Raw genomic sequence first — 14,033 nt, forward strand, 5'->3', positions numbered from 1 at the left:
TCTGTTTTTAATGAATAAAAATGGAAATTAGTCTTTTTAGAAATATTGTTACACATTTACGGTTTTCTTTTTCAATATTATTACTACCTGTATTTTTATTTGCAATGAGTCAAGCATCTTCTGTTAATTGGATTCATGCGTTTATTTGTTTTGTTGTATTACATGTATTAGTTTACCCTTCCAGTAATGCTTATAATAGTTTTATGGATCGGGATACAGGAAGCATAGGTGGGCTCAAAAATCCACCTGCAGTACCGCAATCTATTTATATGGTGTCGTTAGTGTTTGATGTTTTAGCCCTATGTATCAGTTATATGTTTTTAGGATTTGCAGTTTTTGCTTTAATTGCGAGTTATATTATCGCATCAAGAACCTATAGTTATAGAGGTATTCGATTAAAAAAATATCCTTGGGTTGGATTTTTAATAGTAGCATTATTTCAAGGTTCCATTATTTATTTAATTAGTTTATGGAGTTTCCAAGGAAGTGTGATTTTTGAATTAAAGTTATATTGGGGAATGCTGATTTCTTTTTTTATGATGGGCTCCAGTTATCCTTTGACTCAAGTGTATCAACACAAACAAGATAGGGAAGATGGTGTTCTCACCTTAAGTATGGTACTGGGTGTAAGAGGGACTTTTATTTTTTCAGGAATCATGTTGCTTGTTTTTGTTATTCTGATGATATTTTTTTTATATTCATATGAACCTTTGTTAATGATTCCTTTATTAATATTTTGTACTTTTCCGGTTAGTATTTATTTTACAAATTGGTTTCGAAAAGTATGGAGAGATGATTTGGAAGCGAATTTTGAAAACACCATGCTTATGAGTCATTTGGGAGCATGGTCTACAAATTTGTTTTTTGGATCCGTGTTTTTGTTTAAATATTTTAACATTATGATTTGAGTAACATTACTGCTATTTCATGTCGGACTGGACAATTTCAATTTAGTCGAGATCGGATATTTCATTTTTTAAATGAAATGTTTAGTGACAAAAATATATTTCGAAAATTTCAATTTATTTGGAATGAATCAGGAATTACTAATAAATATTCAGTGATACCTGATTTTGATTTGGATTGCAATGAACCATTATTATACAAAAAAACAGATGTTTTACCCACCACATCTTTACGGATGCAAGTTTACAAATCGGAAGCTGTTAAACTAGGCCTTCTTGTAGCCCACGACAGTATTAAGAAAGCAAATATTAACGTCAACGAAATATCTCATTTGATTACAGTTTCTTGTACCGGCATGTGTGCACCGGGATTGGAATTATTACTAGCTCATGAATTGCAATTGGATTCAAAAGTTAAAAAACATGCAATTAATTTTATGGGTTGCTATGCTGCATTCCATGGTTTAAGATTAGGAGATTTAATAGTGAAAGATAATCCAGAAAGCAAGGTATTAATTGTATGTATTGAATTGTGTTCCTTGCATTTGAGAAATGACAAGAGTGATGATAATCTTTTATCGTTAACTTTGTTTTCTGATGGCGGATCAGCTTGCATTATGCAGGGTGAAGCCATTGCCGGACCCTATTTAGAATGTGTAGATTTTAATTCAGATTGGATTCCGGATAGTTCTTCTGAAATGGGATGGGATATAGGAGATCAGGGGTTTGAAATGATTTTAAAAAGGACCATACCAGATTTTATTGAGCGAAATATCAAATATTGTTTTGATCAATTATTATTAAAAAATAAATTACTGAATTCTCAAGTAAACACCTATGCCATTCATCCGGGTGGTAAGAATATATTGAATAGTTTTTGTAAAGCTTTACATTTGGATCACGATGAATTAGATATTAGTTTTAATATATTAAAAAATTTTGGGAATATGTCTTCTGCGACTATATTATTTGCGTTACAACAAGTTTTGGAAAGGAGTATCAAGTCTATTGGTTCTCAAATGGTTTATGCCGCAGCTTTTGGACCTGGCATAACCGTTGAGAGTGCTTTGTTTAAACATATGAATTCAAATCATGGTTGATCAATTTAAACACCGTTCTTCAGATTTGGAATTAATGGACTTGCCTATTGTCAAAAAGGAAGAGTTATTTACTAATTTGAAAGAATTAATCCAAATAAATAAAATGACTGGGGGTCCATCTTTAGGATTCTATGGTATTAAACAATTATTAAAACATCATAGAACTGATCATCATGAAATACACATTGTGGATATCGGATTTGGTGCCGGTGATATGTTGAATTACTTAAGTGAACATATAGATAAATTTCCTGCGCGAATTAAACTAACAGGAATAGATATAATGCCAGAAGCATTTGATTTTGTGAAGCAACAATATCCTGATTTGATTAATAAGGTAAATTTTGTTCGAGCTGATTATAAAGATTGGTTTGCTCAAGGCAATCGACCAGATATCGTGGTTGCTGGTTTATTTTGTCACCATTTGGATATGAATGAAATGGATGATTTTTTAAGCTTCATAAGAACTCATGTTAAGATAGGTGCGGTAATTAATGATCTTGAACGATCCAGAATTGCATATTATGGAATCATGATATTAACCCGTTTATTTTCTAAGTCAAGGTTTACCAAGAACGATGCTCCATTATCTGTATTAAGGGGTTTTACATCATTGGAATGGAAGGGCTTGATGTTGAAAAATGCAATTTTGAATTTTTCATTGAAATGGAAATGGGCATTCCGACATTTAATCATAATCAAGTGTTCATAAGTGCTAATCAAAATAATAGTTTGAAGTTATTTTAAAAGAAATTAGATAATCAATTCAATGCCTGAAAATCTAAGTAGTCATTGGGATCTTATTATTATTGGTGGAGGACTTGCTGGTTTGTCCTCGGCCATTTTATCTAGTCGTCAAGGACTCAAAGTATTGGTTATTGAAAAAGGTTCCTATCCAAGACATAAAGTTTGTGGTGAATTCATCAGTATGGAGTCATTTGGTTTTTTATTAAAATTAGGTTTGCCCATTCCGGATTTAAACCTTCCGATTATTAAACAATTTACATTGACATCTTATTTAGGACCTACCGCTAGTTGTACTTTGAAAAAGGGAGGTTTCGGAATAAGTAGATTTCTTTTGGACCATTTATTAATGCAAATAGCTCAAGCAAATGGTGTTGTAGTCCTTCAACAACATAAAGTAATAGAACTACAGTATAATGCCGATTTGAAGCAATACGAGTTGACTACACATAAACAAACGGTGTTCAGTGCTACTTTGGTAATTGGAGCATTTGGAAGAATGAATCCTTTATTACCTCAGCCTAAGCCTAGGAGTCTGACAAGTTTTGTTGGAATTAAATATCACATCGAAAGTGATTTAAAACCTGATACTATAGAAATTCATAGTTTTAAAAATGGATATTGTGGTATTTCTAGAATTGAAGATCATAAATATTGTATTTGTTATTTAGCAAGGGCTGAAGATTTGAAGAAGTTTCAAGGTGACATTTCAATGTTAGAATCTCAAGTATTGATGCAGAATCGATTTTTAATGAAGCGACTTAATCATAGAATTTTAGAAGGGCCTATAGTGACTTCTCAGTTTCATTTTAGTATACAGGATTTGACTTATAATCAAGTTTTATTGTCTGGAGACGCGGCTGGTTTTATTCCGCCATTGACTGGGAATGGTATGAGCCTTGCTTTTAGATCAGCCCATCAATTGCAACCCTTGATTAGAGATTTTTTTGATGGAAGTTTGAATCTTGAAACCATTATTATCAAACAAAATAAGTATATCTCTAATTATCTTTCATCCCGAATTCAAAAGGGTATATTTCTACAGAAACTATTGTTTGTTGAAAACCCTATTCTAAGTAATGCATTGATGTATGGCTTAACTATAGTGCCTGGCTTGATGAATATTCTAGCCAATCAAGCCATTGGAGATGATATTGTTTAGTGGAGGATCCAGTATAAATTAAGTTCATCATAATTTTGCTATATATATTTATTCATAATGATAAAAGATTACGTTCTTTTGAATGACATTCACATTTTTGAGGAATATAGAATTCAAATGAAGTGCTTCAGATTTTTTTATTTTGTTCCACGACATGACGGTGCAATCGTTTGTTAACCTTAATGTATCATTATTCGAATTGGAAATATTTAATAGTGCATTTTTTTCACATAGATTATTTTTTGGTATTTTCGAATCACTAATATTGAACGCGGCCACGATGAATACTAAAAATCCTATGTAGTATTTTTTATACTGTTGATTGATATGGTGTAAATTGTTTATGATGAGTGTGCCATTAAGCATTAGAATAATTAAAGTAACAGGTATTAAAGTATCATATCTTAATATAAAAGGTCTATATTCTCTGAAGCCACCTAATGGAAGTAGTGCAATATATAATAAAATAAAAAGTCCAATGTATTTAATGGTTCTATTCATTTTATAGGTGGATAAAGCATTTATTTTACGTGCTAAATATATATTTGTACATGTAAACACTATGATTAGGCTCCATCCTAAATTTTCACTTAGAATTTTAAATAGGCCAAATGGAAGTTTTTGATATCGCTCCAATATAGATGCTTTGGTATTTAAGTTTTCAACATTAAAAGTTCCGATATAAAGTGAATAAATACTGGTTATAAGTGTAAAGAAATATAAGAAGATAAAGGGCTTTGGAATTAAACTTATTTGTTGCTTGATGTAGTTTATGAAAGTAATTCCTTCATGTTTTTTAAGACATGAGCAAATTAAGGACGTAGCAATTATAAATGAAATAATTGTAACTATGGCTGGGAGTAGTGGTCCATTAAATGCCATGATCAATGCCAAAAGATAACTGAAAATTTGTTGGATAGGGCTGAATTGAAAATGTTTATTATGGTAAAAGCGAATAATAAATGGCAAGTAGAATACCATTAATAAACACATGGGCCAGGCATAAAAGAACTGATATGTAATAGAAGTATCAATGATACCCATCGTATTGTGGAAGCCATAAGTCTGGAAAAAGCTACTGATTATTAATGTAAATAGTATAAAGTGGAGGCTTTTGATGATTGGTTTTTCGAGGCAATAAAACCAAACAAGAATTACTAGAAGTAGATGAGTGATTATTTTTGCAAAAGCGCATGAAAGATAGATACTCGTTATTGGATCAGTAAAATGTTGAAGGAGAATTGGGATTGTTTCAAAGTATAATTTCATAGTCCAATGAGCAAAAAATCGATTGGATCCCATATACATTTCATGATTGTTTAAAGCGTGCATTCCGAATGGATCTTGCATCATTTTTTGGAATTGTGGTGAGGGTACAATAATGGCTGCCATATCACCGTCTAATGGGATGTAATAATATTGGTAGAATGAAAAAACTAGATCGATTATAAGAAGGATAATTAAACTAATATTGAGTCCTTTCATATTGGTATCATGATCTTAAATAGTAGTTTTAAATAGCTTGTAAACTTAATGTTTTTATACTAGATTAAATACATATTTTGATACTACAGTTGATTTTATTTGATGAATCTATTTATTTAGGTCTTTAGCTGATTGAACTGTTATCTTTTTTTTTATTGTAAATAATGATCCTAAAGATATGTTTAATTTTTTTTTTAAAAAATTGACTACTTTAAGTTATGAATCATACTGGTGATATAATAGAGGCAAATTTTAGCTTTTGTAATTGCCATTTTTAAAAATTTAACATCTTAATTTTATTTACATTTTTTGCTCTAGATGCCGTATAAAATCCTTTAGTTCCTATTCTTAATATACTTTGCATTTGACCTTATGTAGATAAAGAAAATTTGACCTAATTGGAATTAATTTTCAGGGCAAATATATTTTGCCACTTCCAGAAATTGGTTACTTTTGTTATTCATTTCAAAAACAAACAAAACATGAAATATCTATATTTTGGGATTATAACTTCAATTTGTTTATGTTCAACATTGGGTTCTAATGCACAATCTAAAGCTAAAGTAGAGGCAAAATCACCAGAAGTTCCGGTATTGACTACGGAGACCTTTTCTGCTTTAAAATTCAGATCCATAGGCCCTGCTGTAACGTCTGGACGGATAGCTGATTTTGCAGTTAATCCTAATAATCCAAGCGAATATTATGTAGCCAGTGCTTCAGGAGGTGTATGGAAAACTACCAATAAAGGGACAACTTTTAAACCCATTTTTGATGGACAAGGTTCTTATTCTATTGGTTGTGTAAGTCTGGACCCATCCAATCCATCTAATGTTTATGTTGGTTCCGGAGAGAACAATAACCAAAGATCTGTGGCTTATGGCGATGGTATTTATAAAAGTGAGGACGCCGGGAAGACCTGGAAAAATATTGGCTTAAAGAAATCGGAACACATTGCAGAAATAATAGTTGATCCGAATAATTCGAACATTATTTATGTAGCAGCATATGGCCCGGTGTGGAGTGAAGGCGGAGACCGCGGTGTTTACAAATCTACCGATGGTGGTGCCAATTGGACCTGTGTAAAATCTGTAAGTTCTTATACGGGTTGTAATGATATTGTTATGGATCCAAGGAATTCTAATGTTTTATATGCAGCATTTCACCAGAGAATGCGTAAAGTATTTACTTACATTGGTGGTGGTCCGGAAACAGCGCTGTTTAAAACAACCGACGGTGGAGCCACATGGTCAAAAGTAGAAGGAGGGTTGCCAAGCGGTGATTTGGGTAGAATCGGTCTGGCTATTAGTCCAGTTAACCCGAATGTACTTTATACGGTAATTGAGGCTAAAGATGATAAAGGTGGTGTATATCGATCTATGGATAAAGGTGCAAGTTGGGAAAAACGAAACGGTTTTTATACTTCAGGAAATTATTATAATGAAATAGCTTGTGATCCTAAAGACGTAAATAGAATATATATAACTGACACATATTATAAAGTAAGTTATGATGGTGGAAAAACCATTGGCAATTTAGGAGAAATCAATAAACACATAGATAACCATGCTATTTGGGTAGATCCAAATGATGGAAATCATTTATTGGTGGGGTGTGATGGTGGCATTTATGAAACTTATGATTATGCAAAATCTTGGGACTTCAAATCAAATTTTCCTGTAACTCAATTTTATAAAGTATCTACAGACAATGCATTTCCATTTTACAATGTACATGGTGGTACACAAGATAACTTAAGTTTAGGAGGGCCAAGTCGAACAACTTCTGCCAATGGAATTGTAAATTCCGATTGGTTTGTAACATCTACTGGAGATGGTTTTGAAACGCAAGTTGATCAATCCAATCCTGATATCATTTATGCTCAGAGTCAATATGGAGGATTGGTTCGATACGATCGAAAATGTAATGAGTATTTATATATTAAACCTGTAGAACAGGAGGGTGAGGCAGCATATAGATGGAATTGGGACGCACCTTTATTGATCAGTCAATTTGATAATAAGAAACTTTATTTTGGAGCAAACCGTTTGTTTCGGACAGATGATCAAGGTAATTCATGGAATGTCATAAGTCCGGATTTAACCAGACAATTAGATCGCAACAAGTTAGAAATCATGGGAAGGGTGTGGTCTGTAGATGCCATTGCTAAAAATGGTAGTACTGACATTTATGGACAATTAACTACAATTGCAGAATCTAAATTCGATCCAAATTTAATTTGGGTAGGAACTGATGACGGATTGATACAAATGACAACAGACGGTGGTAAAAATTGGCTTAGAATAGATAATATTCCTGGAATCCCTGCCCAATCCTATGTGCATCAAATCATTAGTTCATTACATGATAAAAACACGGCTTATGCTTGTTTTAATCATCATCGTTACGGAGATTTTAAACCATACATTGTTAAAACTACAGATGCCGGTAAAACATGGAAAACGATTCAATCCAATTTGCCGGAAAGAGGCAGTGTATATTCAATAGCTGAAGATCACATTGATGCTAATCTTTTATTTGTAGGTACTGAATTTGGATGTTTTTTTTCAAACAATGGGGGCCAAGCCTGGATACAATTGAAATCAGGGTTGCCGACTATAGCTGTTCGTGATATTGAAATTCAGCGCAGAGAGAATGACTTAGTACTTGGAACATTTGGTAGAGGATTTTATATCCTTGATGATTATTCATTGTTGCGTCAATTTAAGAATGATGATTTAAAAAAAGCAGCAGTCATATTACCTATCAAAGACAGTTGGATGTTTATTGAAAATTTAGCTTTAGGATTGAGGGATAAAGGACATTTGGGTAGTAGTTATTTTAGTACTCCAAATCCAAAAGTTGGAGCTGTTATCACGTATTATGTTAAAGACGATTTGAAAAAAATAAAAGATATAAGAAAGGATCGGGAAGAAAAAATGCTTGCTAAAAAAGAAACGATTTATTATCCGAGTTTAGATAGTTTGAGATTGGAAGACAATCAGGAAGATCCCTATTTGTTATTTACGATCAAAGATCAAGAGGGCCAAGTAGTACGAAATATTAAAACTGCCGGATCTAAAGGACTTCAAAAAATAGTTTGGGATTTTAGATATCCTACACCAGCGCCTGTTGAAGGGCGTTCTGTACCTGCTCCAGATCAACTTTTTGGTGAAGAAGAATTAGGTCATCTTGCCATGCCGGGAACATATACTGTCAGTCTATCTAAATATGAAGATGGAACATTTACGGAATTGGTTGGGCCTACTTCCTTTAATTGCAAATTATTGAACAATAGTTCAATTCCAAGAGACATGAATGCCAATGTTGCTTTTTGTAAGAAAGTTGCTAAACTTCGTAAAGCCACAAGTGCAGCTGGAGATTTATTGGGTAGTATGGATAGTCGGTTAAAGAATATTGAAAAAGCTTCACACGACATGCTTGCTTCGCCACAATCCATTATAAGCAAGATATCCAAACTGAATAAAGAATATCAAGCTATTAGTTTGAAATTAAATGGGGATGCAACCCGTGCGAAAAGAGAATTTGAATCATTACCTTCCATTGATGGAAAAGTTGGTATCATTGAAGGTTCCATTTGGAATACTACATCTCCAATTACAAAAACCAATTTGCGCGTTTATGATCAGGTTTCTAGAGAATTTTCTTCAGTATTGTCAGATATGAAAAAACTAAATAAAAGCATTGACGATTTAGAAAAAGAACTTGAAATGAATCAAGCACCATATACGCAAGGAAGATGGCCGGAATGGAAATAGGTATATTGTTCATTGATCATGTAAGCTAATTTGGATTGACACAAATTTTTAATAGCTATTTACATTTTGTAAATAATTTACAAAATTGATATATCTTTTATGAAATTATTCAAATATCATAGGGATGTTTGATATTTAAGAATTTTATGGTTTCGCTAAATAGTTGAATTATGGTCTTGTTCGTGTGTTTGAATTTTACTTAATATTTTATTTATGGGATTACACCCTTCACTTGAAGTTTTTCATCTTAAAGAATTCAGACACTATACCTTACTTCGTTTTTTTGTAACGATAGGCCTATTGATGCAATCTGTATTATTGTCTTGGCATGTTTATGTTTTATCAAAAGATCCATGGGCTATTGGTGCATTAGGATTAAGTGAAGCTATTCCAATGATTTTATTTAGTTTGTTTGGAGGATATTATGCAGATCGAAGTGATAAAAGAAAAATACTGATTTATTGTCTAATAGGTTTTTTAGTGTGTTCTTTGGCTTATATGTTTTTATGTTCAACCTGGGCAGAACAAAATATGCCTCAAGGATCTATTATTTTTAGTATATACTTTTTTGTTGGAATAGGTGGTGTCTTGCGAAGTTTTTCTGGTGCTACTTCCTTTTCAATCATTCACCAAATGGTTCCTGGACATTTGTTGAAATCTGCAACTACATGGGTTAGTAGTGTCTGGCAAGCTGGGGCTATTTTGGGGCCTATTTTAGCTGGTATTTTTTATGCATATTCAGGTCCATTTTTTTCATTTTTATTTACCTTCATTTTTATTTTTATTGGATTTATTCAATTGTTCGGAATAGCACCGAAGTCCGTTTCATTTGTTCCTAAAGATGAGACCATATTTCAGAGTTTAAAAGACGGTTTGCATTTTGTGTTTAAACATCAGATTATCTTGGGTGCATTAAGTTTAGATTTATTTGCTGTATTATTTGGAGGGGCGGTTGCCATGTTGCCCTTATATGCTGATCAAATATTAATGGTTGGTCCTGAAGGATTAGGTTGGCTGAGGGCAGCACCAGGTATAGGTGCGATTCTTACATTGAGTTTTTTATCTATCCGACCCATGCAATCTAAACATGGGCCTAAATTATTATGGGCAGTGGCCGGATTTGGCATTTTTACTATTTTATTTGCCATTTCAAAACACTATTACTGGAGTATGTTTTGTTTGTTTATGACAGGGGCTTTAGATGCTGTTAGTGTCATGGTAAGATCTATCATCTTGCAATTAAAAACGCCAGATCATATGCGTGGTCGTGTTGCTTCAGTGAATAATATTTTTATTGGGAGTAGTAATGAAATCGGGATGGCAGAAAGTGGTGCTGCAGCAAAATTAATGGGTTTAGTGCCTTCAGTAATTTTTGGTGGAGTGATGACATTAATCGTAGTGATTGTAACCAGTATTAAGGCTAAATCATTGCGTAAATTGGAATTGTAGATATCTTATCTTCAAACTTTTAATTAAAGTCAAATGAATAGCTTTGCATTAAAATGTTGATAAAATTTCCTGCTTTTTATAACAATATATTCGATTTATAAAATCTAATATTTTTTCCTACTTTTGGCAAATGAACCATCAATCTGCAAGTAACACAAATCCATTGAATATGGTCGTCATTGTAGCTGCACTAGGCTACTTTGTTGATATATACGATTTAATCCTCTTTGGAATAGTAAAGGATCCTAGTCTTAGGGCTCTTGGGGTGCCGGAATCAGAACTATTCACTGTGGGCTCTCACTTGTTGAATATGCAAATGATTGGAATGTTGACAGGCGGAATTATTTGGGGTATTTTAGGAGATAAAAGAGGCAGATTGTCTACCTTATTTTTAACCATCTTACTTTATTCATTGGCCAATATTGCCAATGGATTTGTTCAAAATGTAACTCAATATGAATGGATGCGATTTATAGCCGGAGTGGGACTAGCAGGGGAGTTAGGCGTTGGTATTACCCTGGTTTCTGAAATTATGACCAAAGAATCCAGAGGGGTAGGTACAAGTATTGTATCGGGTATTGGAATTGCCGGAGCTGTTTTGGGTTTTTTAATTGCCGATTGGTTCGATTGGAGGATGGCTTATTTTGTAGGAGGTGGTTTGGGATTATTGCTGCTTGTGTTAAGAATTAGCGTTTATGAATCAGGACTGTTTGAAAAATCAAAATCCAATGATATCAAACGTGGAGACTTTTTATCATTATTTACCAATCTAAAACAATTTAAAAAATATATGCTAGCTATTTTAATTGGAATTCCTGTTTGGTATTCCATTAGTCAATTAGCCATTAACGCTAGTGTTTATGCTAAAGAAGGTATTGTGGATGGAATGATATCCAATGCAAAAGCTGTGACCTGGCATTATGTTGGGGCTTCTATAGGTGCTATATTATTTGGAATGATTAGCGAACGTTACAAATCGAGAAGAATCGGTTTGTTTTCTTCACTTATTACATTAGCTGTATTTATTGGCTTATATTTTTTCCTAACCGGAATAGATCCTGTATTATTCTACGCTATTACTTGTGGATTGGGTCTTGCAATGGGCGGACTTTGGGCCATCTTTATGGTAAATGCATCGGAACAATTTGGAACCAATCTAAGAGCAACAGTGACAACAACGGCACCTAATTTTGTTAGAGGGACAACTGTTATCATTAGTTTTGGAATTGTGTATTTAAAACAATTTTATGGAATATGGTTGTCCGGATTGATTTTAGGCGTTCTTTGTTTATTTATTTCGTTAGTCGCAATTTATTTTACTGAAGAGTCATTTGGTAAGGATCTCGATTATGTGGAGTAGTTTTCAAAGTGTATATAATTGTTTTTAAGGTGAGGTTACTTTAAATGAAGTAAAATTTGATAAATAAATAGTGTATTCAATTAAACAGACAATTTAATTTTTACTGTCATTTCCAAGTAATTAAACCTTATCTACTTCCAAGTTCTGTTTCATTTAATTTTCCTTCACTATTTTTCCCCACTTTTGCAACGCCGAGTCATTTTATGGGATATAATAGTTAAATCAACGAGCATCCGGATATGCGTGATTCCATTAATTACTTAACTATTAAAATCTAAAAAAATGAAATTCTTATCAAATAATATAATTAATATATATGTATATTTCATAATATCAGCCTCTATGGTCTTAATTCAATGTCGCAAAGACATTGATACCACTGATCAAAATACGTCTATTCCACTATTGGTTTCTGGAGGTGTATATGGTGTTGTCACCAATGAATTAGGAGTTCCAGAATCGGAAGTCTCTGTAAGTCACAATGGAACAACCATAAAATCAGATAAAAACGGGATCTTTATACTCAAAGACCAATTGTTAAACAAAGCTGGTGCACAAATCAAATTCGAGAAAAAAGGATATTACATCATTAATAAAAGTGTTATTCCAATTAAGGATAAATTGGTGTCAACAAGAGTCCAGCTAGTACCTAGAAAAGTAATCAAAGTTATCAATTCTAATACAGGAGGGATTGTTGCTACAAATGGTACAGCCCAAGTGAGCTTTCAACCGAGTAGTATTATTGATGCTGCGGGAAATATTTACAATGGTATTGTTAATGTATATGCTTATTGGATGGATCCTTCTAAAGAAAGTACTTTTATGGAAATGCCAGGAAATCTTACGGGCAGAGATCTTAAAGGCAAAGAAGTGATTTTGCAAACTTTGGGCATGATGGCAGTGGAACTTGAAGATCCAGCAGGAAATCAATTAAACATTGCTAAAGACAAAACTGCAGAACTAAAAATACCCATTCCCGCTAGCCTCGATTCAAAAGCTAAAACTACCATTCCGATGTGGTATTATGATGCCACAAAAGGAGGATGGATCGAAGAAGGAATTTCTACAAGAGTAGGACAGTTTTATGTAGCGAATGTAGCCCATTTTACATTTTGGAATTGGGATTTTAGTTTTCCTTCAGTCAGTCTAAAATTTAGAATAGTTGATTTATTGAATAAGCCTATTGGGCAAGTTAATTTAAATGTTGTGGATGATCTCACAGGACAACACGGAAGTGGAGCGACCAATCTCGATGGAACTTTTGAAGGAAAAATTCCAGTTTCAAGTAATTTTACTTTGACAGTAAGTGATCCAAATTGTTTTATACCTTTAACATATAAGTTTTCTTCAGGTACTTCAGACATAAATCTAGGAGATATAAACCTAAATATTACCTCAAAGCATATCTTTGGTAAAATAGTAGATTGTAATAAAATGTTTATTGCCAATGGTTATGTTCAAATTTGGTTTGTTAATTCAAAGTACAATCTTTTTTTTCCTATTGATGCTACGGGAACTTTTGATTTTAATGTTGCAAATTGCTCTCTAGACGATCTTAATTATAAAGTTGTAGATATAGATCATCAAAAAGAATCTCCAAATGGAATTATTTTGTCTCAAGGTCCAAATGAGAATGATTTAGGAAATGTATTAGCATGTAATGAATTAGAATCCTATTTTATTTTGAATGTTGACGGTAAATTGGATGATCAACGTTATTATGTCATTCAAAAGAATTATGATTCTAATAAAAGAATTGTAATAATAGGAGAAAGTCCAGATTCAACATTTAATGATACTTTGTTGATCGACATTCCTTTGTTTTCAACTGGTGCAGCAAGCCCGACAATATTTCATTATTTTGGAGGGAAAAATGGTAATATATTTTATTGCAAAGCAAATTGTCAAAGCATCAATGCTACAATTACTGAATTTGGAAATATTGGCCAGTCTATAAAAGGTAATTTTTTAGGGCAAATTGTGAATAATAAAAATTCAAAGCTCGTGAATATAGATGGATCTTTTAAGGTTAAACGAGAATATTAGCAAGAC

General features: G+C 32.8%; 9 protein-coding genes. 8 read left to right on the forward strand and 1 reads right to left on the reverse strand.

The features are described 5' to 3' along the window. Nucleotides 1-20: 20 nt before the first annotated feature. Genes IPK88_12090 through IPK88_12105 form a run of 4 tightly spaced genes read left to right on the forward strand, consistent with a single transcriptional unit; the run spans nt 21 to nt 3,911 of the window. Nucleotides 21-908, forward strand: a complete 888-nt coding sequence (locus IPK88_12090; GenBank protein ID MBK8244158.1) for a UbiA prenyltransferase family protein — start codon at nt 21-23, stop codon at nt 906-908. Next, a complete protein-coding gene (locus IPK88_12095) occupies nt 905-2,005 on the forward strand; it encodes a type III polyketide synthase (protein ID MBK8244159.1) in 1,101 nt (366 codons plus the stop codon). Before IPK88_12090 ends, IPK88_12095 begins: the two co-directional genes overlap by 4 nt. Continuing rightward, nucleotides 1,998-2,717 (forward strand): methyltransferase domain-containing protein, encoded by a 720-nt coding sequence (locus IPK88_12100; GenBank protein ID MBK8244160.1) that lies wholly within the window; start codon nt 1,998-2,000, stop codon nt 2,715-2,717. The genes IPK88_12095 and IPK88_12100 overlap by 8 nt, the downstream gene beginning before the upstream one ends. A 57-nt stretch (nt 2,718-2,774) precedes the next feature. Beyond that, nucleotides 2,775-3,911: an NAD(P)/FAD-dependent oxidoreductase gene (locus tag IPK88_12105; GenBank protein MBK8244161.1), complete on the forward strand. Its 1,137-nt coding sequence runs from the start codon at nt 2,775-2,777 to the stop codon at nt 3,909-3,911. 48 nt (nt 3,912-3,959) lie between these two features. Here IPK88_12105 and IPK88_12110 read toward each other — a convergent pair whose 3' ends face one another. Beyond that, entirely contained in the window at nt 3,960-5,396 is a 1,437-nt protein-coding gene (locus tag IPK88_12110; protein ID MBK8244162.1) for a hypothetical protein, read from the reverse strand. Between the two features lie 482 nt (nt 5,397-5,878). Between IPK88_12110 and IPK88_12115 the strand changes: the two genes are divergently transcribed. The 4 genes from IPK88_12115 to IPK88_12130 all read left to right on the forward strand — a co-directional run bounded on the left by IPK88_12115 (nt 5,879) and on the right by IPK88_12130 (nt 14,027). Beyond that, a complete protein-coding gene (locus IPK88_12115) occupies nt 5,879-9,172 on the forward strand; it encodes a glycosyl hydrolase (protein MBK8244163.1) in 3,294 nt (1,097 codons plus the stop codon). A gap of 213 nt (nt 9,173-9,385) precedes the next feature. Beyond that, nucleotides 9,386-10,621 (forward strand): MFS transporter, encoded by a 1,236-nt coding sequence (locus tag IPK88_12120; GenBank protein MBK8244164.1) that lies wholly within the window; start codon nt 9,386-9,388, stop codon nt 10,619-10,621. Between the two features lie 130 nt (nt 10,622-10,751). Then, nucleotides 10,752-11,981, forward strand: a complete 1,230-nt coding sequence (locus IPK88_12125) for an MFS transporter (protein ID MBK8244165.1) — start codon at nt 10,752-10,754, stop codon at nt 11,979-11,981. A 282-nt stretch (nt 11,982-12,263) separates the two neighbouring features. Next, nucleotides 12,264-14,027, forward strand: a complete 1,764-nt coding sequence (locus IPK88_12130; GenBank protein MBK8244166.1) for a hypothetical protein — start codon at nt 12,264-12,266, stop codon at nt 14,025-14,027. Nucleotides 14,028-14,033: the final 6 nt, after the last annotated feature.

Origin of the sequence: Candidatus Defluviibacterium haderslevense, assembly GCA_016712225.1 — a bacterium.
Lineage (GTDB): Bacteria > Bacteroidota > Bacteroidia > Chitinophagales > Saprospiraceae > Vicinibacter > Vicinibacter haderslevensis.